Genomic DNA, 25,692 nt, shown 5'->3' on the forward strand with positions numbered 1-25,692 from the left:
GACGGCAACCTTGAGACATCGTCAAGATGCGGGTGCCGGGCGACATGTGCCCACGCCGCTCGCGGCGCAGGAGGAGAGGTAACGGCTTTTCGACCTCAAGGAAAAACTCATGGCCAAGATGTCCAGGATGCACCGCCGCGTCCTGCAGGCAGAGCTGGCGGCGCTCGCGCTGGCGGCCCTGCCCGCCGTGCCGGCCCTGGCCCAGAGCAGCGATGGCGCCGCGCTGCAGACCGTCACCGTGACGGCCCAGCGCCGCACCGAAAACATCCGCGACGTGCCGCTGGCCGTCAGCGCGCTGCGCGGCGAAAAGCTCGACGTGCTCACGTCCGGTGGCCAGGGCATCCGCCTGCTGGCCGGCAAACTGCCGAGCCTGAATGTCGAATCCTCGAATGGCCGCACCTTCCCGCGCTTCTATATTCGCGGCTACGGCAATACCGATTTCAATACCTTCGCTTCGCAGCCGGTCTCGCTGATCCATGACGAAGTGGTGCAGGAAAACCCGATCCTGAAAGGCTTCCCGATCTTCGACGTCGCCAACGTCGAGGTGCTGCGCGGCCCGCAGGGCACCCTGTTCGGCCGCAATACCCCGGCCGGCGTGGTGAAGTTCGAGTCGGAAAAGCCGAACACGAGCAAGGTCGAGGGTAACTGCAATGCCTCGGTCGCCACCCACAACACGATCAAGGTCGAAGGCGCGGTCAACGTGCCGCTGTCGCAGGACTGGGCGATGCGCGTGTCGACCCTGCGCCAGCACCGCGACGACTACGTTGAGAACTACAGCGACCTGGCCATGACCCAGCGCCGTGGCGACCTCGACGGCGTACCCCGGCCGGTCCCGGCTTCATTCGACAAGAAGCATTTCAATCCCGTCATCGCCGAGAACGTGACCCAGATCGGCAACCCGTCGGTCGACACCAGCAAGGCCAAGTTCAGCTGGGACCTGAGCGGCACCTATAAGCTCACCCCGAGCGCCAACCTGTACGGCCGCGTGGCAACGGGTTTCCGCGCGCCGAGCATCGCGGCTGCCTCGGCTTCGGTGCCGATCACCGTGGCCGACGCCGAGACCATCACCTCGTATGAGGCCTGCATCAAGGCCGACCTGTTCGAACGCCGCGGCCGGGTTGCCTTCTCGGTCTATGACTACACGGTGAAGGACCAGCAGCTGAAGCGGCGGATTCACCGGCAAGCCGCTGACGGAAGGTGGCCTGCGCCTGGGCTACACCTGGGCCGACGGCAGGTACGAAGCGGCCCTGTTCGGCCGCAACATCCTCGACGAGCGCCGCATTACCGGTGCCATCGACTTCAACAACTGACGGGATTTACCAACGAACCGCGTACCTGGGGTGTGCAGTTCAAGGGCAATTTCTGATGACAGCGTGATGACAATTCACACAACTGAACGCTAGTTTGTGTGAGTTTTCTCGAAAGGCCGTGCTCTGCACGGCCTTTTTGCATGGATTCGCATCACACAAACTCTCATTCATTGCAGTCGAGAATTGGTTTTGTGATGAAAGTAACGAATTTCCACCGTATGTTATTTGGCACACATTATGTATTGGCAAATAAATCATGTTTTTGTTAATTCAAGCGTGTAAACCGTTGCGAAAGTGCCGCACGCGCTTCGAAATTCCCGGCGCACATGTTTACTCCGCAGTACATTTCTTGAGCCGCCAGCAGAGGGCACTTCGGAATCAACGCCGGAGATCATAAAACAGGGCATTTTGCCTTGACGGAAAACTACACATCAAAGGACTCAACATGAAGTCGACGCATTCGATTTACCCGTTGTTGAAGGTCGCTGTAGCTGTCTCCATCGCCACCGGTTCGCTGTGCGCCGGTTCGGCCATCGCCGCTGTGAACCTGGACGCCCAGGCCGCCGGCACCACGCAATACATCACGAACACCGATCGCCTGATCGTGAAATACAAGGCTGCCCAGGGCGGCAGTGTCGCTGCCCAACTCGGCGCCAACATGAGCACTGCGCGCCAGGCAGTGGCCGACCGTGCCGGCCAGCAGTTCGGCATGAAGCTGCAAGCCCTGCGCACGACCGCCAACGGTGCCCACGTGTTCAAGATCGACCGCAAGGTCTCGCTGAAAGAAGCCGACGCGCTGGCCAAGGAAATGATGGCGCGCGACAGCTCGATCGAGTACGCGGAACCAGACCGCATCATGACCAAGATGGCCACCGCCAGCGATCCGCGCTACTCGGAGCAGTGGGACTTCTTCGACACCACCGGCGGCCTGCGCGTGCCTGGCGCCTGGGACCTGTCGACCGGTACCGGCGTGCGCGTTGCCGTCATCGACACCGGTATCCGTCCTCACGCCGACCTCTCCGGCCAGTATGTCGGCGGCTACGACTTCATTTCCGACGCGACGATGGGCAACGACGGCAACGGCCGCGATAGCGACCCGTCCGATCCGGGCGACTGGATCGTTGCCAACGAGTGCTACGCCGGCAGCCCGGCATCGAACTCGAGCTGGCACGGTACCCACGTGGCCGGCACCATCGCCGCCAAGACCAACAACGGTGTCGGCGTCGCCGGCGTCGCCTACAACGCGCGTGTCGTGCCTGTCCGCGTGCTCGGCAAATGCGGTGGCTACACCTCCGACATCGCCGACGCCATCATCTGGGCTTCGGGCGGCACCGTGAGCGGCGTGCCGGCAAATGCCTATCCTGCCAAGGTCATCAACATGTCGCTCGGCGGCGGTGGCGCTTGCGACACCACGACCCAGAACGCGATCAACAGCGCCCGTTCGCGCGGCACCGTGGTCGTCGTCGCGGCCGGTAACGAAAACCAGAACGCCAGCAACTCGAATCCGGCCAACTGCGCCGGCGTCGTGACCGTGGCGGCAACCGGCAAGACCGGCGCCCGCGCTTCGTACTCGAACTACGGCACCGTGGTCGACGTCGCTGCACCAGGCGGCGACGGTTCCTACGGCATCCTGTCGACGCTCAACAGCGGCACCCGTGCTCCAGGCTCGGACAGCTACGCCGCCTACCAGGGCACCTCGATGGCGACCCCGCACGTCGCCGCCGTCGCTGCGCTGATGCTGGCGAAGAACTCGGCCCTGACGCCTGACCAGATCGAAGCCAAGCTCAAGAGCACCGCACGCGCCTTCCCGGGCACCTGCTCGGGCTGCGGCACCGGCATCGTCGACGCGGCAGCAGCCGTGGTCTCGGCCGGCGGCGGTACCACCGGCACGACGATCAACGAAACCGAGTCGAACGGCTCGATCTCGACCGCGAACGCCGTCAGCACCAGCGGCACCACCGTCAACGGCACCATGGGCAGCTCGACCGACAGCGACTACTTCGTGGTCCAGCTGCCGGCCGGTAAGTCCCTGTCGGCATCGCTGAGCATGGGTTCGACCGCGGACTACGACCTGTATGTCTACAACTCGTCGGGCACCCAGCTGGCCGCCAGCGAGAACGGCGCCGGCGCAACCGACAGCACCTCGGTGTCGAACACGGGCACGTCGACCGTGGCACGTTATGTGCGCGTGAAGTACTACAGCGGCCCAACCGGCAGCACCGGCACCTACTCGCTGAAACTGACCTGGTAAGCGCTGGTTAGTCAGCAAGGCAAAAAACGCGCGGCTTGCCGCGCGTTTTTTTTGCCTGCAGGCGGCGTCATTCTAAGTGCCCGCCCTACGGGCCCTTGCAACTCTCCTCAATTGACGAGATACTGTACAGAATTACAGTAGTGGCCCTGTCGCCCGAGTGAACGCCCCCGCCCGTAAAATCATCCATTGCGATTGCGACTGCTTCTATGCGTCGGTCGAGATGCGCGACGATCCGTCCCTGCGCGGGCGTCCGCTCGCCGTCGGCGGCCGTCCTGACCAGCGCGGCGTGGTGGCGACCTGCAACTACGAGGCCCGGCGCTTCGGCATCCATTCGGCCATGGCCACGGCCCAGGCGATGAAACTGTGCCCGGACTTGCTCGTCATTCCGCCGGCGATGGAAAAATACCGCATTGCCTCGCGCCAGATCATGGAGATCTACAGCGACTACACCGACCTGGTCGAACCGCTGTCGCTCGACGAAGCCTATCTGGATGTCTCGAATTCACCGCACTGCAAGGGCAGTGCGACCCTGATCGCGCAGGAAATCAGGCGCCGCATCTTCGAGACTGTCGGCATCACCGCCTCGGCGGGCGTCGCACCGAATAAATTCGTGGCGAAGATCGCCAGCGACTGGAACAAGCCCGACGGCCTGTTCCTCGTGCGTCCCGAAGAGGTCGATGCTTTCGTCGCGGCCCTGCCTGTGAAAAAACTGCACGGGGTCGGGAAAGTGACCGCCGCCAAGCTGAACAAACTCGGCGTGCAGACCTGCCTCGACATGCGCGGCTGGACGCTGCAGGAGCTGCAGCATCATTTCGGCAGTTTTGGCGCGCGCCTGTACGACCTGTGCCGCGGCATCGATTACCGCGAAGTCAGCCCCGAGCGCGAGCGCAAGTCGATCAGCACCGAGGAAACCTATACGCCGGACGTGCCCGACCTGCCAGCCTGCCTGGCGCTGCTGCCGGATTTATACGAGCACCTGCTGGGGCGCATCAAGCGCAACGCTGCCGAAAAATTCATCAACAAGCTATTTGTAAAAATCAAATTCTCCGACTTCCAGCAGACCACGGTCGAGTGCGTGGGCTTTTCGCCACACCTGCCCACCTTCGCCCGCCTGATGGAAATCGGCTGGCAACGCGCCAGCCGCCCTGTGCGCCTGCTGGGTGTCGGGGTGCGCCTGGGCGAGACCGAAAACGTCGAGCAGCTCAGTCTGTTTGACGAACGCACAACACATTAAAACGATATTGTTGCCCGCTGAAAATACGCGGACATCAGCGTGTAAAATGTCGTTCCCCTGAAATACTGAGACAACAGAAAGCAACTATGTGGTTCAAGAATCTTCAGATTTACCGTCTTCCCGCCAACTGGGCGTTTGCCCCCGAGCAGATGGAAGAGGCGCTGCAGACGCAGGCATTCTCGCCGGCCAGCAGCAACGAATTGCTGCGCCAGGGCTGGGATTCGCCACGCGGCAATGGCAAGCTGGTCCACGTCGTCAACAAGCAGATGCTGATGATGCTGGGCACCGAAAAGAAGCTGCTGCCGAGCTCGGTCATCAACCAGGTCGCCAAGGCCAAGGCGGCCGAACTGGAAGAGCAGCAGGGCTTCCCGCCAGGCAAGAAGGCGATGAAGGAACTGAAGGAACGTGTGGCCGACGAACTGCTGCCGCGCGCATTCACGATCCGCAGCAACACCTGGACCTGGATCGACCCGGTCAACGGCTGGCTGGTCGTCGATGCCGCCAGCCCGGCGAAAGCCGATGACGTCATCAAGCTGCTGCTCAAAGCCGTCGACCGCCTGCCGCTCGAATCGCTGCGCGTGCAGCGCTCGCCGGTGGCCGTGATGACGGGCTGGCTGGAATCGGACGAAGCGCCATACAACTTCACGATCGACCAGGACACGGAACTGCGTGCCACCGGCGAAAGCCGCGCCGCCGTGCGTTACGTGAAGCATTCGCTCGACCCGGAAGACATCCGCCGCCACATCGCGTCGGGTAAACAGTGCACGCGCCTGGCCATGACCTGGAACAGCCGCGTGTCGTTTGTCCTGACCGAAGCGCTGGCCATCAAGGGCGTGAAACCGCTGGACGTGATCAAGGAAGGCGAAACCGTCACCTACAGCGACGACGAGCGCTTTGACAACGACATCATGCTGATGACGGGCGAGCTGTCCAAGATGCTGACCGACGTGGTGGAAGCGCTGGGCGGTGAAGCGAAGGCGTAAGCGTTTGTAGGATGGGCACTCCGTGCCCACGCGAAAGCGTGAATAGTGTTAACGCTAACCACATGCATTTGTTGGCCAGTTGCTCCCTCGGTTAACTCTGCGCAGCAATGCCGCCAACAATGATCACAGTTCCGCGTGGGCACGAGTGCCCACCCTACGTTAAAACGGACCCATTTGGGTCCGTTTTGCTTTGCTGCTTACTTCGCCCCCGCCACCTCGTCGCTCGTCGCCGGCTCGGCACTTGTCCCATCCGTCAACGTCGCTCCCTGGCGATTCGCGTGCGGCATCGGCTTGCCCGGCAACGGCGCCAGCGCCTTGGCCTTCTCGAGGTCGATGCCGGCCACTTGCGCCACGCGGCGGCCGTAGTCCTCGTCGCAATGCCACAGGTGCCACACCATGCGCAGCTGTACCGGCTCCGGGCAGGCTTTCAAGTCGCCGCCAACATTGTTCACCAGCTCGTCACGCTCCCAGTCCGCGAACGTGCGGTAGCGGTCGCCCGCCTGTTTGTAGTCGCTGCGGGTATTCGTGGTCTGGTAGCGGCCGAGATACCCTTCCACGTGCTGGTGGTACTCGCGCTGCGGCTTGGGCGCTTCCTGGGTGCCGCCCAGCAGGCTCGGCTCGTAGTTGATGTGCTTGTTCGCGCCGCTGTCGTCGACGACATAGGTCATCTGGCCGTCGCGCTGGTTGGTGCGCGGGCGTGCCCGCTCCTGGGGTGCGTTGATTGGCAGTTGCAGGTAGTTGGGCCCGACGCGGTAGCGCTGCGTGTCGGAATAGGAGAGGGTGCGGCCCTGCAGCATCTTGTCGTCCGAAAAGTCGATGCCGTCGACCAGCACGCCGGTGCCGAAGGCGGACTGTTCAGTCTCGGCAAAGACATTCTCGGGATTACGGTCGAGCACCATGCGGCCGACCGGCAACAGCGGGAACTGGTCTTCCGGCCAGCGCTTGGTATCGTCCAGCGGGTCGAAGTCGAGTTCGGGATGCTCGCCGTCGGCCATGATCTGTACGCAGAATTCCCATTCCGGATAGTCGCCGCGTTCGATCGCCTGATACAGGTCGCGGGTGGCGTGGCTGGTGTCGTGCGCCTGGATCTCGGCGGCCTGGGCCGCGGTCAGGTTGCGCACGCCCTGCCGTGGCTGCCAGTGGAATTTCACCAGGTGGGCCACGCCCTGGTCATTCACCAGCTTATAGGTGTTGACGCCCGAACCTTCCATCTCGCGGTAGTTCGCCGGGATGCCCCATGGACTCTTGACCCAGGTGACCATGTGCAGGGCTTCGGGAGAATTGGCGACGAAGTCGTAGAAGCGCCAGGCTTCCTGCTGGTTGGTGACGGGGTCGGGTTTAAAAGCGTGGATCATGTCCGGGAACTTGATGGCATCGCGGATGAAGAAGACCTTCAGGTTATTGCCGACCAGGTCCCAGTTGCCCTCGACTGTTTTCAGTTTGACCGCAAAGCCGCGCGGGTCGCGGGCCGTTTCCGGTGAATCCTTGCCGCCGATAACGGTCGAGAAGCGCACGAAGACGGGCGTCTGCACCCCGGTTTCATTCAGTACGCGCGCGCGCGTGTACTTGCTGGCGGGCTCGTCGCCGATCTTGCCGTAGGCTTCGAAATAGCCGTGGGCACCGGTGCCGCGTGCATGCACGACGCGCTCGGGGATGCGTTCGCGGTCGAAATGGGTGATCTTTTCAATGAACTGGTAGTTCTCGAGCGTCGCCGGACCGCGCTCGCCGACGGAACGCAGCGACTGGTTGTCGCGCACGGGGTGGCCCTGGCGCGTGGTCAGGATGGGACGGTCGGACATGGCACTCTCCTCGCGGTTCATAGGAGAGAAAAGTATAGGAAGTTTGCCGATGGGGCAGCGCTCTGCTGCCCCGTGGAATATCTATTTGTGTGTTTGAGTCCGCTTGCTAGAGCGGCTGGAAGACGCCGGCCGCACGGTTCTTCGTCACGTTGTCCCAAGTAAACACCTGGCCGTTCATGCCGACGTATACACCCGGCGGCAGGGTCTGGGCGACGCCGCAGGCGAAACCGAGGTTGAAGAGGGCGTCGGAATTGGCGATTTCATAGGGAATCATGGCGCCGGTCAGCACGATCGTCTTGCCGAGGCTGGCAGCGCCGAGCACGGCGGCCGTTTGCGGCATGGTGTCGGTGCCGTGCACGATGACGATGGCTTTTTCGGTTGCCGCCTGGCAGGCTGCCAGTACGCGCTCGCGGTCGGCATCCTGCATGTCGAGCGAATCGAGCAGGGGCAGCACTTCCAGCGCGACAGGAATCGTCATGCGCGCACGCTGCAGGACGGCCGGCATGTGGCTGTCTGCAAAGCCGAGCACACCGTTGAGTTCATTGTAGTGTTTGTCGAACGTGCCGCCGGTGGCGATGAGTCGCAAAGTCATATCGGTTTATAAACGCAGTAAAAAAAGGTGGGTAATGATAGCCGCAAATGGGTGTGTATCCATATGTGACTAGGCTAGAATCAACCGGATCGGATGAGTAGACTCCTCTTTTCTCCAGGCATTGCCCTACCTAATTTCCCATGAAAGCCGTTGCTCCAGGTACCGTTATTTTCCACCGACATCGCGGGTATGGCGTGATCACCCACGTCAACCTGCTGACCGGCTGGATCTCCGCACGCTTCGGCAACGAAGCGCGTGCGCTCGATTTGAACCTGTCGACCGATGAAGTCCAGCACGCCGACGGCGAAGCGATCCTGTTCCGCCGTACGCCGCCGGACCGCATGCCCCATGCGCGCCTGATGGCTGTCGTGCGCGAACTGCACAAGGCTGGCTACCAGAAGCTGTACCTGTATTCCTGGCCCAAACCGTCGGGCCTGCACTGGCGCTGGCATCTGTTTACCGGGCAGCGCAACTGGATGCAGCGTTCCTGGCGCGAAGGCTGGTACGGTTCCGGCGCCGAATACAACAATAACCCGGTGATGGGCTGGGGCGATTTGCCCGGCGCCAGCACCGATGAACTGATCCATGCACTGGCGAAGTTCGACCCGCAGGGTCTGGCCCAGGCCCTGGGCCGCGACGAAGACCACACTGCCTGGTTTGCCGATGTTTGCGAGCAACTGCTGCCGGGCTACATGTATAGCCTGAACATGGAAAGGCCACCTGGTGGCGGCCTGATCGAGGCGCCACCGGTGCCGGTGGTGCCGGTACGCGCCGGCGTGAAGCCGTATGCCGGTCCCGCCATCGGTTGGCCGCCAGGCTGGGCGGGGCTGTGGACGGGTACCCACGTGATGCCGGCGCGGCGCATCAACCTGACGGGCGAGCCGGAGCTGCGCTGAACCGTAGGGTAGGCGGGGAGAACAGTCCAGCGGACTGTTCTCCCCGCCTACGCGTTCAACGCGAGTTGATCGGGCAGCGACCCATTTGATTACCGGCTCTGCAAACGCCCGTTGAACGCGTGGGCAGAATCTGCCCACCCTACGTCCTACCTCAACGCCTCGGGATTCAATATGTTGCTTGGTTCGCCCGCGGCAAAATTCACGATATTCTCGAACGCCGCCCTGAAATACATCTCGTAACTATCCTGCTCGACATAACCCAGGTGCGGCGTGGCCAGTACGGTCGGGATGCGCAGGATGGGCGCATCCGCGGCCAGCGGCTCGTTGGCGAACACGTCCACCGCCGCGCTGCCGGGTATGCCGCGATGTAAGGCTTCCTCGAGCGCGCCCTCTTCCACCAGTTCCGCCCGGCTCGTGTTGACGAACAGCGCGTCCGGCTTCATGCGCGCCAGGTCGGCCGCCGTGACGAGGCCGCGGGTGGCTTCCGCCAGCCGCAGGTGCAGCGTCAACACGTCGGCCTCGGCGAAGAATGCTTCCCGTGATGCAGCCGCCTCGAAACCATCGGCCACCGCCGCCTGACGGCTTGCTTCGCTTCCCCACACCAGCACGCGCATGCCGAAGGCCTTGCCATACCCGGCTACCAGGCGCCCGATCTTGCCGTAGCTCCAGATCGCGAGCGTGCGTCCCTTGAGCACCCGTCCCAGGCCGTTCAGCGCGGCATTGAAGGAGGCGCTCTGCCAGGTGCCTTCCTTCAGGTTATTCGCATAAGGCACGATCTTGCGGCTGGCTGCCATGATCAGCGCCCAGGTGAGCTCGGCCGGGGCCGTTGGCGAGCCGACGCCTTCGGCAATGGCGATGCCACGCGCCGTCGCGGTGGCCACATCCACATGCCCGCTGACCTTGCCGGTCTGCGAAATCAGCCTCAGGTTCGGCAATTTGTTCAGCAGCGCGGCCGGGAAGGCAGTGCGCTCGCGGATCAGCACCAGGGCATCGAACGGTGCCAGGCGGATGGCCAGCTGGCCGAGGCCGCGCGTCGAATTGTTGAACACCTTGACCTCGTGGCCGTCCAATATTTTGTAACAGTCGAGACCGGGCACAGCGTTCTGGTAGTCGTCAAGAATGGCTATTTTCATGGAAATTGAGCGAAGTTATGGATGAGCGCGTAAAGGAATAACGGGTTCGCGCGGAATCGAAGTAGCCCACTACAAAAGTCAACTATATTTCCTACATTTTTCGATCGGAACAGCTTGAATCGCCGTTTTACAGGTGTACAATCGGCCGAATCTTAAGGGTTTGACACCATCAAAGTGTATATCAACCCCCGCTGTATCGTTCCACCCAGCCTCGCCCGCGAGGCCATCGACATGACCGCCGTACCGCCGCTTCCGCTGGCGAACCTGGGATGCCGTAGCCATCCCCGCAGACGACGATCCTGCCGTGCCGGGACAAGAAAGAATTCTTAATTGGCATTGGAGGTACCACATGAACCAGCCCGTGATGGGCGGCGTCGCCGCACTGAACGCCCCTGCTTACATCAAACACCAGAAGCTCCTCAATTGGGTCGCGGAAATCGCCACCCTGACGAAGCCTGACGCCATCTACTGGTGCGACGGCTCCGAGGAAGAGTACGACCGCCTGTGCGCACAGATGGTCGAAGCCGGTACGATGAAGCGCCTGAACCCGGCAAAACGCCCGAATTCCTACCTGGCGCATTCCGATCCGTCGGATGTGGCACGTGTCGAAGACCGTACCTATATTTGCTCGGCAACGAAGGAGCAGGCTGGCCCGACCAACAACTGGATGGACCCGGCCGAAATGCGCACCACCCTGAACGGCCTGTTCGACGGCTGCATGGCTGGCCGCACGCTGTACGTCGTGCCGTTCTCGATGGGCCCGCTCGGTTCGCCGATCGCCCACATCGGCGTCGAACTGTCCGATTCGCCCTATGTCGCGGTGAACATGCGCATCATGACGCGCATGGGCAAGGCCGTGTACGACGTGCTGGGCGAAAGCGGCGAGTTCGTGCCCTGCGTGCACACCGTCGGCATGCCGCTGTCTGCCGGCCAGCAAGACGTGCCATGGCCATGCAACAGCACCAAGTACATTGTCCACTATCCGGAAACCCGCGAAATCTGGTCCTTCGGCTCGGGCTACGGCGGCAATGCGCTGCTCGGTAAAAAATGCTTCGCGCTGCGCATCGCCTCGAACATGGGCTACCAGGAAGCGCAAGCCGGCGGCACCGGCTGGCTGGCCGAACACATGCTGATCCTGGGCGTGGAATCGCCGCAAGGCGAGAAGAAATACGTCGCCGCCGCCTTCCCTTCGGCCTGCGGCAAGACCAACTTCGCCATGCTGATCCCACCGAACTCGTTCAATGGCTGGAAAGTCACCACCATCGGCGACGACATCGCCTGGATCAAGCCGGGCGCCGACGGCAAGCTGTACGCGATCAATCCGGAAGCCGGCTACTTTGGCGTGGCCCCGGGCACCAATGACAAGACCAACTCGAACTGCATGCTGTCGCTGCGCGAGAACGTCATCTTCACCAACGTCGCGCTGACCGATGATGGCGACGTCTGGTGGGAAGGCATGACCAAGGAAGCGCCAGCCCACCTGATCGACTGGCAGGGCAAGGACTGGACCCCGGCCTCGGGCACCAAGGCTGCCCACCCGAACGCGCGCTTCACCGTCGCCGCGACGCAGAACCCGGTGATCGATCCGGCCTGGGACGATCCGGCCGGCGTGCCGATCTCGGCCTTCATCTTCGGCGGCCGCCGTTCCACCACCGTGCCGCTGGTGACCGAAGCGCGCGACTGGGTCGAAGGCGTCTACATGGCAGCAACCATGGGCTCCGAGACCACCGCCGCTGCTGCTGGCCAGATGGGTGTCGTGCGCCGCGATCCGCTCGCGATGCTGCCGTTCATCGGCTACAACATGAGCGATTATTTCCAGCACTGGCTCGATCTCGGACGGAAAGTCGCGGAGAAGAACCCGGCCGCGCTGCCGAAGATCTTCTGCGTCAACTGGTTCCGTACCGACGAGTCCGGCAACTTCGTGTGGCCGGGCTATGGCGAGAACATGCGCGTACTGAAGTGGATCCTCGACCGTGCCCAGGGCCAGGCCGAAGGCGGCACCCAGCACCTGTTCGGCACCTCGCCGAACTATGGCGACCTGAACTGGGACGGCGTCGACTTCACCCAGGAGCAGTTCAACCAGATCACCTCGATCGACAGGGACGCCTGGCGCGAAGAGCTGAAACTGCACACCGAACTGTTCGAGAAGCTGGCTTACCACCTGCCGCAAGAGCTGGTGGCGACCAAGCAGAAGCTGGAACAGCAGCTGGCGCAATAAAATTTCTGAGGAGGGCGGCCGTGTCATGCGGCCGCACATAAAAAAGGCAGTGCCATATGGCGCTGCCTTTTTTTATGGGCGGGCGCCGGCATGGCCGCAGGGACATCCTTGCGCGTTTTTCATGCAAGGTGGATGGATCGAGACATTTTTCCAAATTCATGTTGAGCCTGCAACAGAACATGCATTACATTTGGAAATAGTTAAAAGAATTGCACGAAAGCACTGCGAACAGAGACACGTCGAGAACAATCCTGCGCCACCACCTGAGGGAGCAATGCATGAGCAAGCAACAATCGAATACCTTGCGGCCAACCATCCTGGCCTCGAGCATTGTCGCCGCACTGGTTTTGTTGGCGAACCAGGCGGTTGCACAGACGGAGACGACAGGGCAGGCCGCGCCGGCGGAACCGAAAATACAGCGGGTGCTGGTCACGGGCTCCTCGATCAAGCGGCTCGACAGCGAAGCGGCGCTGCCGGTGGAAGTGATTTCGCGCGAAACCATCGACAAGATGGGCGTCACCACCGCGGCCGAACTGGTGCGCAACATCAGCGCCAACACGGCGCCCCTGACGGACGGTCCCAGCATTTCGGACAGCACCTCGGGCCAGCGCGGCATGAACAGCGCCAACATGCGCGGCCTGGGCGTGTCGTCGACACTGGTACTGCTCAACGGCCGCCGCCTGGCCAACTTCGCCTCCCCCGGCGACAATGCCGGCGTCGACCTGAACAACATCCCCGCCGGGGCGATCCAGCGTGTCGAGGTATTGAAGGACGGCGCCTCGGCGATCTACGGCACCGACGCCATCGGCGGCGTGATCAATTTCATCACCCGCAAGGACTATACGGGCATCGACCTGGCCGCCTCCGCCGCGGGCACCCAGCATGGCGGCGCCGGCAAACGCACCGCCAGCCTCAGCGCCGGCTTCGGCGACCTCACGACCGATCGTTTTAACGTGTTCGGCGTGCTCGACTTCCAGCAGCTCGACCGCCTGCGTTCGCGCCAGCGCAGCTTCATCGCTGAGCGTGCCCTGGCCACCACGCTGCCGGCGCAAATGTCGAGCAATACCTTCCCGGTCAACGTCGATATCTCGAGCGCCCAGCGCGCCGCGCTGATAGCCGCGGGCCTGCTGCCGGCGGGCAGCACGGTCAGCCGGATCAACCCGAGCGCACCTGGATGCAATCCGCCCGCCACCGTGTATGCCGAGAAGGGACCAGGCGGGGCGGCGGGCTGCAGCTACGACTACATGGAAGACACCGAGATCTATCCGGACTCGCGCAAGATCGGTTTCATCGGCCGCGCGACTTACCAGCTCGACGCCAACAACCAGCTCTTCGCCGAGCTGGTGCAGACCGAAGCGAAGAGCAAGTACGTGCTGTCGCCGAACCCGGTCCGCATCCGCAACCTGCCGGTGAGTATCCTGCCCGAGGCCTATCGCCGTGCGTTGACGGGCCCAGGCCTGCCCGACACCTTCAGCGGCATCCGCTACCGCATGCAGGAAGCCGGCAACCGCAGCAACGAGGTCAGCAGCGAAGGCCAGCGCCTCGTGCTCGGTGCCAGCGGCAACCTGGCCGGCTGGGACTACGACCTGGCGCTGGCGCGCGCCGAAAACCGCAGCACCGACAAGTATGTCGATGGCTACGTGCTGTTCGACCAGTTTGACGCCGCCGTGCGCAACGGCACGATCAACCCCTTCGCACCCTCGTCCCAGGCGGGCATCGACCTGATCAACAGCATCAAGATCAACGACGAAGCGCGCAAGGCGAAAGGCATCTCGACCTCGATCGACGGCAAGATGTCGCGTGCGCTGGCCACGCTGCCCGGCGGCGAGCTGGCCATCGCCATCGGCGGCGAATTCCGGCGCGAGCACCAACTCTTCACGCCATCAAGCCTGCTGCAGTCGAACAACATCGCCGGCGACCGCGACAGCACGGTGCCGGCCGGCGAGCTGCTCGAAGTCGAGACGGCGGACAACAGGCGCCGTGTGGGCTCGGTCTTCACCGAACTGAATGCGCCCTTCACGAAGGAACTGGAAATGCAGTTCGCGCTGCGCCATGACCGCTACAGCGAAGTGGGCGGCACCACCAATCCGAAGATCGGCCTGCGCTGGCAGCCGAACGCGGACCCTGCTGCTGCGCGCCTCGGCCGGCACGGGTTTTCGCGCGCCGTCGCTGTCCGACCTGAAGCGTCCGACCATCTTCGGCACCTCGGCCGGCATCCTGACCGACCCGCAATGCGTGGCGCAGGAAGGCAGCATCGATACCTGCACCGATCAGTGGAACGTCGAGCGCCGCTCGAACCCGGATTTGAAGCCGGAGAAATCGCGCCAGTTCACGCTTGGCACCGTGGTCGAACTGAACAAGCGCAGCAACTTCTCGATCGACTACTGGAACATCGAAAAGCGCGACGTCATCAGCACCCTGGGCGAACAGGTCATCATCGAGAACCCGGCCGCCTACAACGGCAAGTACATCGAACGCGACGAGGACGGCTTCATCTCGAACATCCTCCTGATGAAGGAAAACCAGGGCCGCCTGAAGACCTCGGGCATCGACCTGGCCGCCGACTGGCGCAGCGAGCGCGGACCCTGGGGACGCTTTGGCCTGAGCCTGTCGGGCACCCGCATCCTGCGCTACGACCGCCAGTTCGGCCCAGCCGAGCCCTACCGCAGCAACCTCGGCGTCTTCCTGAACGACCAGGCGATCCAGAAGTGGCGCCACCGGATCAACCTCGAGTGGGACAGCGGTCCGGTCAGCCTGACCCTGGCGAACCAGTATTCGTCCAGCTATACCGACCAGAACACGACCTACGACCCCTACACCGACGAGCTGCTGGCGCCGAACAAGGTGAAGTCGTATTCGCTGTGGGACCTGACCGGCAGCTGGGCCATCAGCAAGCACCTCAAACTCCGCGCCGGCGTGCTGAACCTGCTCGACAAGGATCCGCCGTTCTCGAACCAGGCCTATTTCTTCCTGGCCGGGTACGACCCGAGCTATACGGATCCGCGCGGGCGCAGCGGCTTCGTCAGCCTGAACTATTCGTTCCGCTAGGGAGCCGGGGGATGTTCAGGGGAGTTGCTTTTTCGCTGGCGCTGGCGCTGGCCGGCCTGGGTGGCACGACGGGAGCCGCGGACCGCGGAAGCGCCCAAGGGTTCGCTGGTCATCATCGGCGGCGGCTTGCGTGCCGAGAACGCCGCGGTCTGGGACAAGATCGTGGTACTGGCCGGCGGCAGGGGCGCGCATCGCGGTGTTCCCGACCGCCGCCGAAAATCCCGAGCGCGAAGGCGCCCTGACTGTTGCCAACCTGAACCGCCACGGCGCGCAAGCCGTCGTGGTGCCGATCGCACCGCGCCTGGCGGGGCGCTATGTGCGCAAGGTGGCCGAGGACCCGGCGCTGGCGGCCTTCGTACGCAGCGCCGGCGGTGCCTTCTTCACCGGCGGCGACCAGGCGCGCATCACCGGCGCGCTGCGGCGCCCGGACGGCAGCAACAGCGCGGTACTCGACGCGCTGTGGAGCATGTACCGGCGCGGCGGCGTCATCGCCGGCACCAGCGCGGGCGCGGCCATCATGAGCAGCACCATGTTCTTCGATCCGCCCCCCGATGTCGCGCCGCTGTTGAAGCATGGCGTGGTCGAGGGCAAGGACATCGCCCCGGGGCTGGGCTTCATCGGCGACGATATCTTCATCGACCAGCACCTGCTGGCACGCGGCCGCTTCGCGCGCATGCTGCCGGCGATGCTGAACAAAGGCTACACGCTGGGCCTCGGCATCGACGAGGACACGGCCGCGGTGGTGGCGCCTGACCGCCAGGTGACAATGATCGGCCGCACCGGCGCCATCGTGCTCGACCTGAAGGGCGCCACGACGGACAAGGCGCAGCCGCAGTTCAACCTGTCGAATGCGCGCATCAGCTACCTGGACAACGGCGACCGCTTCGATCTGGTCAAGCGCAGTTTCCAGCATGGTACCGGCAAGGAAGCGGTCGACAAGACCCGCCCCGAACATCGCGCTGCGCTGTTCTATCCCGATATCCTCGGCAATACCGCGGTGCTCGACCTGCTCGTCAAACTGGTCGACAGCGACTTGCAGCGCGCCGTCGGCCTGGCCTTCGAGGGGCCGGCCAGCGCCGCGCCGGAACGCGGTTTCGAATTCACCTTCACTCGCATGCCCGACAGCGGGGAATACGTCGCGAACCGCGAGGACGCCTATTCCATCTACCGCATCCGGATGGACGTGCGGCCGGTGCGCATGGCGCAGCCCTTGTATACCGCCGAATAGCGGCGGCGCTCCTCAGAGCGCGGTCACCTCGGTCTTGTTGCCGTCGAAGCGGTCGAACAAGTGCCGGTGGCAGGCATACGACATCGCATCGTCGCGCTCGTAATAGCCCGCCACCCAGTCCAGCAGGAAAGGCAGTTTGCTCTGCTGCGCTTCCATCGAGTCGTACTTGTGCGGCTCCCACGGACGGCGGCGGTTGTTCTCCAGGTAGATTTCTCGCCCCGGGTTCATGAACACCAGTTCGGAACACCAGGGCAGCGCCGCTTCGACCAGGTCGCCGTAGCAGCCTTCCGCCACCCAGCTGCCGTGCGCGTGGACGAAGGCCAGCAGGTCGGCCTGTACCTGCTGCGGCGCGCGCGGCACGGCGATCTGCCCCGGCTCCCACACGATGGTGTCCAGGTCCAGGTGCGCCAGATCGTGCTGGGCGGCCAGTGCTTTCGCCCGGTACGAGTTGCCCGAGCCCGAGTTGCCAATAATGAGTAAGCGCATATCGTCGTGTATGTGATTTCCGTCGGGTATTAATATTACTTGTTTCAGGGAGTGCTTGACCCTCACGCGGCGTGAGGCCCGAGCATGGTTGCACGCATGAAGAGGAGAGACCGATGCTGTTGAAAATTGGCGAACTGGCAAAACGCACCGGCCTGACGGTGCGCACGCTGCACCATTACGACGACATCAAACTGCTGTCCCCTTCGGCGCGTTCCGATGCCGGCTACCGGCTGTATAACGAGGCCGACCTCGCCCGGCTGCACCGCATCCTGGCATTGCGCGGCTTCGGCATGGCGCTGGCCGACATCGCGAGCTATCTCACCGGAACCGACCTGCCGCTGGCTGCCATCGTCGATCGCCAGATCGCCGTATTGAGCAGCCAGATCGACGGCGCCAGCCGCCTGCGTATGCGTTTGCAACGCCTGCGAGGGCAGCTCGCCGACCGGCAGGAACCGGATCCGGCCGACTGGTTGACAACCCTGGAGCAGATGACGATGTACGACAACTATTTTACGAAGGACGAACTGGAGCAATTGCCGCTGTATCAGCGGCTCGATGAGGTCGAGGGCGAATGGAAGGCGCTCGTGGCCGAGGTGCGCGGCTTGCTCGATGGCGGCGTGGCACCAAACGACCCTCGCGCAAGGGAACTGGCGCAACGCTGGATGGCGATGGTCAACCGCGACACGGCGGCCAATCCGGTCCTGTTCGCCAAACTGAATGCGATGCACGAGCAGGAAGCCGCGGTGCAGGAGCGTACCGGGATCACGCCTGCCGTGATGGCTTTCGTGCAAGCGGCCTCCAAGGAGAACCAGCTGGCTGTCTTCGCTCGCTATCTGGATGAGGAAGAGCTGGCCTTCATGCGCGCCAACTTTGGCAAACGCGCCAGCGAGTGGCCGCCGCTGTTCGCCCGCGTGCGCACGGCGATGGATGCGGGATGTGCACCCGACTCGCCGGAAGGGCAGGCGCTGGCACGGGAGTGGTATGGCCTGTTCCGCTCGTTTGCGGGAGACGATCCGGCAACGCAACGCAAGATTCGCCAGGCGCTGGAGAACGAGCCGGCGCTGCAGGTGGGCGGGATGGTGGATGCGCGCATGCGCGGGTTTATCCGGGCGGGGCTGGAGTCCTTGCGGGCAAGTTAGCAGCTGTAACGAGGTCAAAAAAAAGCAGAGCCGCAGCTCTGCTTTTTCATTTCCTGGCTCTGCTTACTGCTTCAGCAACGGCCCCAGGTATTTGCCGGTGACGCTGGCTGGATTCTTCGCCACCTGTTCCGGCGTGCCCGTCGCGACGATCTTGCCGCCGCCGGCGCCACCTTCCGGACCCAAATCGACGATCCAGTCCGCCGTCTTGATCACGTCGAGGTTGTGCTCGATGATCGCCAGCGTATTGCCCTGGTCGCGCAGGCGGTGGATCACTTTCAGCAGCAAGTCGATGTCGGCAAAGTGCAGGCCCGTGGTCGGCTCGTCCAGGATGTACAGGGTACGTCCCGTATCGCGCTTGGACAACTCCAGCGACAGTTTTACGCGCTGCGCCTCGCCACCGGACAAGGTCGTGGCGCTCTGCCCCAGCTTGATGTAGCCGAGGCCGACATCGAGCAGGGTCTGGAGTTTACGGGCAATCACCGGCACCGGCTTGAAGAACTCGTGCGCGTCTTCGACCGTCATCTCCAGCACTTCGGTGATGCTCTTGCCCTTGTAGTGCACTTCGAGCGTTTCGCGGTTGTAGCGCTTGCCGTGGCAGACGTCGCAAGGCACGTACACGTCCGGCAGGAAGTGCATCTCGACCTTGATGACGCCATCGCCCTGGCAGGCTTCGCAGCGGCCGCCCTTCACGTTGAACGAGAAGCGTCCGGCCGAGTAGCCGCGTTCCTTGGCCGTCGGCACCGTCGCGAACAGGTCGCGGATCGGGGTGAACACGCCGGTATAGGTGGCCGGGTTCGAGCGCGGGGTGCGGCCGATCGGTGCCTGGTCGACGGAAATGACCTTGTCGAAGTGTTCTAATCCAAAAATCGCGTCGTGCGGCGCCGGTTCCGTCTGCGCGCCGTACAGGTGGCGCGACAGGGCCGGATACAGCGTGTCGTTGATCAGCGTCGATTTGCCCGAACCGGACACGCCCGTCACGCAGGTCATCAGGCCGACCGGCAGCGTCAGGGTTTCGCCTTTGAGGTTGTTGCCGGTCGCATTCGTGATCACCAGCTGGCGCTCCGGATTGGCCGGGGTACGCTTTTTCGGCACGGCGATCTTGCGGCGGCCGTCCAGGTACTGGGCCGTCACCGAATGCTCGTTCCGCATGATCTCTTCGAGCGTACCCTCGGCGATGATCCGGCCGCCGTGCACGCCCGCCCCGGGACCCATGTCGACGATGTAGTCGGCGGTACGGATCGCATCTTCGTCGTGCTCGACCACGAGCACGCTGTTGCCGATGTCGCGCAGGTGTTTCAGGGTCGCGATCAGGCGGTCGTTGTCGCGCTGGTGCAGGCCGATCGACGGCTCGTCGAGCACGTACATGACGCCGGTCAGGCCGGAACCGATCTGCGAGGCCAGGCGAATGCGCTGGGCTTCGCCGCCCGAGAGGGTATCGGCACTGCGGTCGAGCGACAGGTAATCGAGGCCGACATTGTTCAGGAACTTCAGGCGCGCCGTGATTTCCTTGATGACGCGCTCGGCGATGTCCTTCTTGGCGCCGGTCAGGACCAGCGTTTCGAAGAACTCCAGCGTTTCGCGCAGCGGACGGTCCGACACCTCATAGATCGCGCGCTGCTGGGCGCCCTGGCCGATCTTGACGAAACGTGCTTCCGTGCGCAGGCGCGCGCCGTCGCAGGCCGGGCATTTCTTTTCGTTGATGAATTTGGCAAGTTCTTCCTTCACCGCCATCGAATCGGTTTCGCGATAACGGCGCTGCAGGTTGTTCACCACGCCTTCGAAGGTGTGCTCGCGGATCACGGTGCGGCCGCGCTCGTTCACATAGGTGAACGGAATCGCGGTCTTGCCGGAACCGAACAGGACCGCGTCCTGCGCCGTCTTCGGCAGTTTGTCGTAGGGCGTGTCGAGGTCGAATTCGTAATAGGCCGCCAGGTTCGACAGCATCTGGAAATAGAACTGGTTGCGGCGGTCCCAGCCTTTCACTGCACCCGAGGCCAGCGACAGGTTGGGGAAGGCGACGATGCGCTTCGGATCGAAGAACTCGATGTGGCCCAGGCCGTCGCACTGCGAGCAGGCGCCCATCGGGTTGTTGAACGAGAACAGGCGCGGCTCGAGTTCCTGCAGCGAATAGCCGCAGACATTGCACGCGAACTTGTTGGAGAACACGGTCGACTGCTCGGTGTCCATCTCGTAGGCGACGGCGCGGCCGTCGGCCAGGCGCAGCGCGGTCTCGAAGCTCTCGGCCAGGCGCTGCTTGATTTCCGGGTTCACCTTCACGCGGTCAATGACGACGTCGATCGAGTGCTTTTCGGTTTTTTTCAGCTTCGGCAGCTCGTCGATCTCGTAGATCTTGGCCGGGTTGACGCCGCTCTGGATGCGGAAACGCACGAAGCCTTGCGCCTGCATGCCCGCGAACAGATCGCTGTGCTCGCCCTTGCGGCCGGCCACGACCGGCGCCAGGATCATCAGCTTGGTGCCTTCCGGCATGGCCAGCACGGAATCGACCATCTGCGACACGGTCTGCGCCGCCAGCGGCTCGTGCGGGTGGTCCGGGCAATACGGGGTGCCCACGCGTGCGTACAGCAGGCGCAGGTAGTCGTGGATTTCGGTGACGGTACCGACGGTGGAACGCGGATTGTGCGAAGTCGCCTTCTGCTCGATGGAAATCGCCGGCGACAGGCCCTCGATCAGGTCGACATCCGGCTTTTCCATCAACTGCAGGAACTGGCGCGCGTAGGCCGACAGCGACTCGACATAGCGGCGCTGGCCTTCGGCATACAGGGTGTCGAAAGCGAGGGAAGACTTGCCCGAACCCGACAGGCCCGTGATGACGATCAGCTTGTTGCGGGGCAGGTCAAGGTTGATGTTCTTCAGGTTGTGCGTACGGGCACCGCGGATTCGAATTTCTTCCATTAAGTTTTGGCAGGCTTTCAATAAGTTGTGCGGACCGCGCAAGACGCCTTGATGAGCGGCGTTGTCGCGACCGGCGGGCCAGTCTGGGGAATCTGTTAGTTTAACGCTTTTTCGCACTGGCTGTACATGCATCCAGTACTATTCGGGTAGCATGTGTACCAGCGATGCCAGCCTGGCATGCCCATGCGACATGCCGGGCGCAGGCTGGAACGAACCGGTCTGGCCTATGTGGGCCGATCGGCGTGCGCTTCAATGACAAACTGTTCAGGAACTGAAAATAATTCTAGGGGGACGCAGCGTAGCGTGGCGTTCGGTAGCCAGGCGGCATGTCCCTTTGTGCATGGATCAGGTCGCAAAAGAAGCTTGGCTGGACCATGCGCGCGGCATAAAAATGCTTGATTCAACGCAAAAAATCCACTTTAAGAAGTGGGCGGCTGGCCTCATAATAGCGTGCTGAAACACCCGGAGCGTCTAACAAAACCTTCATGGCTGCATGAACGTTCTGTTAGGCGCTCCCCGTTCCCTGGCGCTTAGTCAAGTTGCAGAGCCAGGGCTCACATCATCCTGAAGGAGTCTTACCATGGCATCAGTCAACAAAGTCATCATCGTCGGCAACCTCGGCCGCGATCCGGAAATCCGCTACATGCCGAGCGGCGACGCCATCGCGAACATCGCGGTCGCTACCTCGTTCAAGTCGAAGGACAAGAACACCGGCGAGCAGAAAGAGCTGACCGAATGGCACCGCATCTCCTTCTTCGGCCGTCTCGCTGAAATCGTCGGCCAGTACCTCAAAAAAGGTTCGTCGGTCTACGTCGAAGGCCGCCTGCAGACCCGCAAGTACACGGATAAAGACGGCATCGAGCGTTACGCTACCGACATCATCGCCGAGAACATGCAGATGCTGGGCGGCCGCCAGGGCATGGGCGGCGGCAACGACATGGGCATGGACGACGGCGGCGGCTACGACGCGCCGCCACAGCGTTCTGCCCCGCGCCAGGCCCCGCCGGCCCCGGCAGCCCGTCCGCAGCCACAGCGTCCGGCACCGAACTTCTCGGACATGGACGACGACATTCCGTTCTGATCGGATTGCGCATCGCCTGAACAAAAACGAAGCCTGCGGGCTTCGTTTTTTTTTCGCCTGTGCCTGCGGGCGTGCGGCGTTTGCGGAAGGTGCCCGCCTGCGCCCGCCTGTCAGCGCGCTAACTGGCCGACCCGACGAGCGTATCGCGCCGCAAGCGCAGCGGCGCATGCGGCGTGCGGATGCCCGACGCCATGCCCCAGGCCGTCGCCCAGCGCAGCGCCTTGTCGGTTGCCGGGCCGAAAGGCCTGGCAGCGGCAGCACGGGCAAGTGCCAGCGACATGCGCTTCATCGCGTACAGCTTTCGTGGGGAGGCCTTCTTCAACATGAGGCCAGCTTACTGCGCGCGGCCGTCCCTCACCGTGCCCTGCCTAACCCTCATCGATGCTCTATCCGATGCGCATAGCCATGTTCCCTGCCGCAGCCCTCAGGCGTCCACCACCATCTCGAAGCCGCCGATCATCATGCGCTTGCCGTCGAAGGGTATGTTTTCGGGTTTCATGAACTCGGCCATGCGCGGGTCGTCCATGACTTTCGCGTTGACCTCATCGCGCCTGGCGCGCGAGGGATAGACGATCCAGGAAAAGACCACGAGTTCGCCATCGCGCAAATCGACGCTCTGCGGGAACGAGGTCAGCTTGCCCGGCTTGACGTCGTCGGCGACGCACTCGCGGAACTCCTGGGCGCCGAACTCGCGCCAGATCGCGGCGCAGCGTCTGGACATGTCCAGGTAGGCGTCGAGCTTGTCTTTCGGAACGGAACCACGAAACCATCGACATAGGCCATGACGTTCTCCTTTTATAAGGGTGTTCGTCAGACCTCATCGGCCGCGATCCATTCCGTGATGCCCTTTGTGGCGCCACAAAGGGCGTGATGCCCTTTGTGGAAGCGTTGCGCTCAGCCCAGTGCCGCCTCGATCGCCGCCACCAGCGCCGGATCGTCCGGTTTCACGTCCGGCGCGAAGCGGGCCAGCACCTGGCCGTCGCGGCCGACGAGGAATTTCTCGAAGTTCCACATGATGTCGGTTGGATTCTTCGGGCTCAGGCCGTGCTGGGCCAGTTTGGCGCCGAAAGTACTTCCTTCCGCCTGGCGTGCCTGCGGCTGGGCCGCAACGAGTTCCTGGTAGAGCGGGTGGCGTGCCTCGCGGTTCACCTCCACCTTTTCGAACATCGGGAAGCGTACGCCGTAGTTGCGCTGGCAAAAGTCTGCAATCTCGGCCTCGGAGCCCGGTTCCTGGGCGCCGAAATCGTTGCACGGAAAGCCGAGCACGACCAGGCCGCGTTCCTCGTAGCCCTCGAACAATTTTTCCAGGCCGGCGTACTGCGGCGTCAGGCCGCATTGCGATGCAACGTTGACAATCAACATGACCTTGCCGCGGTAGTCGCCCAGGGTCGCCGGCTGGCCTTCGAGGCGGCGCAGCGGGATGTCGAACAAAGTGGTGCTCATGTGGTCGGTCCTCATTATGCAGAACGCCTATCCTACCGCGTGATGGAAAACCGTGCCGGCGGCGCCACGCCCGGCCCTGAAGCTGCTTGACGGCAGCGCACGCGGCATCTTATAAGCCTCCGTGTGAAACAGGACGCCAGCACATCGCCGCAGCAGGAAGACAAAAAAGCCGCACAGGGCGCCGCACGTGCACGCCGCTACGCGCGCCTGCTTGACGGCCTGCGCGGTTTTTGGCGCGCGAGCGCGCCGCGGCCCAGGACAGGCTGGTCGAGGCCTGGCGCCAGCCGCTGGCCGACCGCCTGGCGAAGGGCGCGTCGCAACGCTTCCTGCGCCTGGAAGCGGGTCCGGTGAGTGGCACCGTGTGGGCCTATCCCGATGAGGGCGAATCGCGCTTTCGCGAAGGCGACTTGGTGTGCCTGCACGGCGGCTCACCGCTGGTGGACATGCTGGCGCGCGAAGCGGCTTTCGAGATGGAAGAGGAGGGCCGCTGGCTGCTGCGGCTGCGCCATGCCGGCAGCGTGCTGAAAGCGGTCGGCGAACAATCCTGCTATGCCGACCCGGACGATTATGACCTGTCGCGCTATTACGACGAGGTGCTGGACGATATCGGCGAAACCCTCCCGCCCTCGCGCGCACACCGCCACCTCATGCCTCTGCTTGATGGGCGCATCAACAGTGCATTCGACCCGCGCGACTTCGAGGAAGCGGAAAGCATCGCGCTGGCGGAGGGCCTGAACGCGGCCCAGGCCGAGGCGGTCGGCAAGATCGCCGCGGCCGAGCAGGTCGCCTGCGTGCAGGGCCCGCCCGGCACCGGCAAGACCCGGGTACTGGCGCTGGCCGTACGCCTGCTGGCCGCGCGCGGCGAGCGGGTGCTGGTCACCTCGCACACCCACATGGCAATCAACAACGCGCTGAACAAGATCGCCGCCCCGGGCGTACCGACGGCGAAAATCGGCCGCGAGACCCGGGGCACGGCGCTGGAACCCGGCGTGACCAGCGTCGACAGCTTCGCCGCCTGGCATGGCCGGCCGATGGATGGCGGCTACGTGGTCGGCGCCACGCCCTTCGCCACCTGCGGCTACCGCCTGGAGAATTGCGAGTTCGACACCGTCGTGTTCGACGAAGCGAGCCAGGTGACGCTGCCGCTGGCGCTGATGGCGATGCGGCGCGGCGCACGCTTTGTCTTCATCGGCGACCAGAAGCAGCTGCCGCCGGTGCTGCTGGCGCGCTCGATCCTGGACGATATTCCCGGCTCGATCTTCGCCAAGCTCACCCTGCACAACGTCGACAGCGTGATGCTGACCGATACCTATCGCCTGAACCGCGAATTGACGGCCTGGCCGAGCGCCTCCTTCTATGGTGGGCGCCTGCGCGCGGCCGGTCCGAACCGCGAACGCAAGCTGGCCTTGCACCCGCGCAGCGACGGCGACCCGTACGACGCGGTGCTGCGCGATCCGGCCAGCCTGGTGTTCATCCCGACGCTCGACGACGCAGCGCGCAGCCGCAACCCGCTTGATGCGCAACTGGTCGCCGGCCTGTGCGCGGCCGCCCTGGAGGGTGGCTTGCAGCCGCACGAGATCGGCATCGTCACGCCCTTCCGTGCGCACGGCCGCACGTTGCGCAACGCCCTTGTCGAGCAGTTCGGCTGGCACACGGCGCGCGCGATCGTGGCCGACACCGTCGAGCGCATGCAGGGCCAGGAACGCGAATTGATCATCCTGTCGCTGGCGACGGGCAGCCTGCGCTTCCTGGCGGCGATCGCCGGGTTCTTTTTCCAGCCGGAGCGCCTGAACGTGTCGGTCACGCGCGCGATGACGAAACTGGTGATCGTCGGTCCCGAGCTGCCGCCGGATTTCGTCGCGGTCGACGAGCACCTGGCGCGCCACCTCGCGCTGTATCGCGGGCTGCTCAAGCAAGCGCGCCACATCGGCATCTAGC

General features: G+C 63.6%; 19 protein-coding genes and 1 pseudogene. 12 read left to right on the forward strand and 8 right to left on the reverse strand.

Annotated features, from left to right (window positions below):
- Positions 1-109: 109 nt before the first annotated feature.
- The 4 genes from G4G31_RS04895 (at position 110) to G4G31_RS04910 (ending at position 5,778) form a co-directional block, all read left to right on the forward strand.
- Positions 110-1,366 carry a TonB-dependent receptor domain-containing protein gene (locus G4G31_RS04895; RefSeq protein WP_374011274.1) on the forward strand — a complete coding sequence of 419 codons (1,257 nt, stop codon included), beginning with the start codon at positions 110-112 and terminating at the stop codon, positions 1,364-1,366.
- A gap of 389 nt (positions 1,367-1,755) precedes the next feature.
- The gene (locus tag G4G31_RS04900; RefSeq protein ID WP_182990536.1) at positions 1,756-3,561 is read left to right on the forward strand and encodes a S8 family peptidase; all 1,806 of its coding nucleotides are present in this window, start codon (positions 1,756-1,758) and stop codon (positions 3,559-3,561) included.
- Positions 3,562-3,781: 220 nt separating this feature from the next.
- Positions 3,782-4,795 (forward strand): DNA polymerase IV, encoded by a 1,014-nt coding sequence (dinB, locus tag G4G31_RS04905; protein ID WP_229425691.1) that lies wholly within the window; start codon positions 3,782-3,784, stop codon positions 4,793-4,795.
- Positions 4,796-4,881: 86 nt separating this feature from the next.
- Positions 4,882-5,778, forward strand: a complete 897-nt coding sequence (locus G4G31_RS04910) for a recombination-associated protein RdgC (protein ID WP_182990538.1) — start codon at positions 4,882-4,884, stop codon at positions 5,776-5,778.
- A 197-nt stretch (positions 5,779-5,975) separates the two neighbouring features.
- Here the strand turns inward: G4G31_RS04910 and G4G31_RS04915 are convergent, their stop codons facing one another.
- On the reverse strand, positions 5,976-7,577 hold the full coding sequence (locus tag G4G31_RS04915; RefSeq protein WP_182990539.1) for a catalase: 1,602 nt from the start codon (positions 7,575-7,577) through the stop codon (positions 5,976-5,978).
- A 106-nt stretch (positions 7,578-7,683) separates the two neighbouring features.
- Positions 7,684-8,169 carry an asparaginase domain-containing protein gene (locus G4G31_RS04920; protein ID WP_182990540.1) on the reverse strand — a complete coding sequence of 162 codons (486 nt, stop codon included), beginning with the start codon at positions 8,167-8,169 and terminating at the stop codon, positions 7,684-7,686.
- A gap of 140 nt (positions 8,170-8,309) precedes the next feature.
- On the opposite strand from G4G31_RS04920, the gene G4G31_RS04925 reads away from it, so the two are divergent.
- Positions 8,310-9,065 (forward strand): L-asparaginase, encoded by a 756-nt coding sequence (locus G4G31_RS04925; RefSeq protein ID WP_182990541.1) that lies wholly within the window; start codon positions 8,310-8,312, stop codon positions 9,063-9,065.
- A 146-nt stretch (positions 9,066-9,211) separates the two neighbouring features.
- Here G4G31_RS04925 and G4G31_RS04930 read toward each other — a convergent pair whose 3' ends face one another.
- The gene (locus tag G4G31_RS04930) at positions 9,212-10,198 is read right to left on the reverse strand and encodes a D-2-hydroxyacid dehydrogenase family protein (protein ID WP_182990542.1); all 987 of its coding nucleotides are present in this window, start codon (positions 10,196-10,198) and stop codon (positions 9,212-9,214) included.
- Between the two features lie 349 nt (positions 10,199-10,547).
- On the opposite strand from G4G31_RS04930, the gene G4G31_RS04935 reads away from it, so the two are divergent.
- From G4G31_RS04935 to G4G31_RS04955, 4 genes and pseudogenes are all read left to right on the forward strand, one after another.
- Positions 10,548-12,416, forward strand: a complete 1,869-nt coding sequence (locus G4G31_RS04935; RefSeq protein ID WP_182990543.1) for a phosphoenolpyruvate carboxykinase (GTP) — start codon at positions 10,548-10,550, stop codon at positions 12,414-12,416.
- A 509-nt stretch (positions 12,417-12,925) separates the two neighbouring features.
- Positions 12,926-14,476 (forward strand): annotated as a pseudogene (locus tag G4G31_RS28855) (TonB-dependent receptor); the annotation flags it as partial.
- Positions 14,469-15,464 carry a TonB-dependent receptor domain-containing protein gene (locus G4G31_RS04950; protein ID WP_182990544.1) on the forward strand — a complete coding sequence of 332 codons (996 nt, stop codon included), beginning with the start codon at positions 14,469-14,471 and terminating at the stop codon, positions 15,462-15,464. The pseudogene G4G31_RS28855 and the gene G4G31_RS04950, both read left to right, overlap by 8 nt.
- A 130-nt stretch (positions 15,465-15,594) precedes the next feature.
- A complete protein-coding gene (locus G4G31_RS04955; RefSeq protein WP_229425368.1) occupies positions 15,595-16,692 on the forward strand; it encodes a cyanophycinase in 1,098 nt (365 codons plus the stop codon).
- Positions 16,693-16,704: 12 nt separating this feature from the next.
- On the opposite strand, the gene G4G31_RS04960 is transcribed toward G4G31_RS04955, so the two are convergent.
- On the reverse strand, positions 16,705-17,178 hold the full coding sequence (locus tag G4G31_RS04960) for a shikimate kinase (protein WP_182990545.1): 474 nt from the start codon (positions 17,176-17,178) through the stop codon (positions 16,705-16,707).
- 113 nt (positions 17,179-17,291) lie between these two features.
- Between G4G31_RS04960 and G4G31_RS04965 the strand changes: the two genes are divergently transcribed.
- Positions 17,292-18,317, forward strand: a complete 1,026-nt coding sequence (locus G4G31_RS04965) for a MerR family transcriptional regulator (protein WP_182991678.1) — start codon at positions 17,292-17,294, stop codon at positions 18,315-18,317.
- A 63-nt stretch (positions 18,318-18,380) separates the two neighbouring features.
- Here G4G31_RS04965 and uvrA read toward each other — a convergent pair whose 3' ends face one another.
- Positions 18,381-21,230, reverse strand: coding sequence for an excinuclease ABC subunit UvrA (gene uvrA / locus G4G31_RS04970; protein WP_182990546.1), 2,850 nt, complete (start codon positions 21,228-21,230; stop codon positions 18,381-18,383).
- Positions 21,231-21,810: 580 nt separating this feature from the next.
- Between uvrA and ssb the strand changes: the two genes are divergently transcribed.
- Positions 21,811-22,311 carry a single-stranded DNA-binding protein gene (gene ssb / locus G4G31_RS04975; protein ID WP_182990547.1) on the forward strand — a complete coding sequence of 167 codons (501 nt, stop codon included), beginning with the start codon at positions 21,811-21,813 and terminating at the stop codon, positions 22,309-22,311.
- A gap of 118 nt (positions 22,312-22,429) precedes the next feature.
- Here the strand turns inward: ssb and G4G31_RS04980 are convergent, their stop codons facing one another.
- From G4G31_RS04980 to G4G31_RS04990, 3 genes are all read right to left on the reverse strand, one after another.
- Complete coding sequence (locus G4G31_RS04980) at positions 22,430-22,636, reverse strand: hypothetical protein (protein WP_182990548.1); 207 nt, start codon at positions 22,634-22,636, stop codon at positions 22,430-22,432.
- Positions 22,637-22,735: 99 nt separating this feature from the next.
- Positions 22,736-23,032 (reverse strand): DUF1428 domain-containing protein, encoded by a 297-nt coding sequence (locus G4G31_RS04985; protein WP_182990549.1) that lies wholly within the window; start codon positions 23,030-23,032, stop codon positions 22,736-22,738.
- Between the two features lie 173 nt (positions 23,033-23,205).
- Positions 23,206-23,754: a glutathione peroxidase gene (locus G4G31_RS04990; RefSeq protein ID WP_182990550.1), complete on the reverse strand. Its 549-nt coding sequence runs from the start codon at positions 23,752-23,754 to the stop codon at positions 23,206-23,208.
- Positions 23,755-23,984: 230 nt separating this feature from the next.
- Here G4G31_RS04990 and G4G31_RS04995 point away from each other — a divergent pair, with 230 nt between their 5' ends.
- Entirely contained in the window at positions 23,985-25,691 is a 1,707-nt protein-coding gene (locus tag G4G31_RS04995) for an ATP-binding protein (RefSeq protein WP_182990551.1), read from the forward strand.
- Position 25,692: the final 1 nt, after the last annotated feature.

The sequence above is a fragment of the Massilia sp. Se16.2.3 genome (genome assembly GCF_014171595.1).
Lineage (GTDB): Bacteria > Pseudomonadota > Gammaproteobacteria > Burkholderiales > Burkholderiaceae_D > Telluria.

Bases quoted from the DNA above. Each gene is read 5' to 3' on its own strand.
- G4G31_RS04895 (WP_374011274.1), top strand. From the start codon at position 110: ATGGCCAAGATGTCCAGGATGCACCGCCGCGTCCTGCAGGCAGAGCTG.
- G4G31_RS04900 (WP_182990536.1), top strand. From the start codon at position 1,756: ATGAAGTCGACGCATTCGATTTACCCGTTGTTGAAGGTCGCTGTAGCT.
- dinB (WP_229425691.1), top strand. From the start codon at position 3,782: ATGCGCGACGATCCGTCCCTGCGCGGGCGTCCGCTCGCCGTCGGCGGC.
- G4G31_RS04910 (WP_182990538.1), top strand. From the start codon at position 4,882: ATGTGGTTCAAGAATCTTCAGATTTACCGTCTTCCCGCCAACTGGGCG.
- G4G31_RS04915 (WP_182990539.1), bottom strand. From the start codon at position 7,577: ATGTCCGACCGTCCCATCCTGACCACGCGCCAGGGCCACCCCGTGCGC.
- G4G31_RS04920 (WP_182990540.1), bottom strand. From the start codon at position 8,169: ATGACTTTGCGACTCATCGCCACCGGCGGCACGTTCGACAAACACTAC.
- G4G31_RS04925 (WP_182990541.1), top strand. From the start codon at position 8,310: ATGAAAGCCGTTGCTCCAGGTACCGTTATTTTCCACCGACATCGCGGG.
- G4G31_RS04930 (WP_182990542.1), bottom strand. From the start codon at position 10,198: ATGAAAATAGCCATTCTTGACGACTACCAGAACGCTGTGCCCGGTCTC.
- G4G31_RS04935 (WP_182990543.1), top strand. From the start codon at position 10,548: ATGAACCAGCCCGTGATGGGCGGCGTCGCCGCACTGAACGCCCCTGCT.
- G4G31_RS04950 (WP_182990544.1), top strand. From the start codon at position 14,469: ATGACCGCTACAGCGAAGTGGGCGGCACCACCAATCCGAAGATCGGCC.
- G4G31_RS04960 (WP_182990545.1), bottom strand. From the start codon at position 17,178: ATGCGCTTACTCATTATTGGCAACTCGGGCTCGGGCAACTCGTACCGG.
- G4G31_RS04965 (WP_182991678.1), top strand. From the start codon at position 17,292: ATGCTGTTGAAAATTGGCGAACTGGCAAAACGCACCGGCCTGACGGTG.
- uvrA (WP_182990546.1), bottom strand. From the start codon at position 21,230: ATGGAAGAAATTCGAATCCGCGGTGCCCGTACGCACAACCTGAAGAAC.
- ssb (WP_182990547.1), top strand. From the start codon at position 21,811: ATGGCATCAGTCAACAAAGTCATCATCGTCGGCAACCTCGGCCGCGAT.
- G4G31_RS04980 (WP_182990548.1), bottom strand. From the start codon at position 22,636: ATGTTGAAGAAGGCCTCCCCACGAAAGCTGTACGCGATGAAGCGCATG.
- G4G31_RS04985 (WP_182990549.1), bottom strand. From the start codon at position 23,032: ATGTCCAGACGCTGCGCCGCGATCTGGCGCGAGTTCGGCGCCCAGGAG.
- G4G31_RS04990 (WP_182990550.1), bottom strand. From the start codon at position 23,754: ATGAGCACCACTTTGTTCGACATCCCGCTGCGCCGCCTCGAAGGCCAG.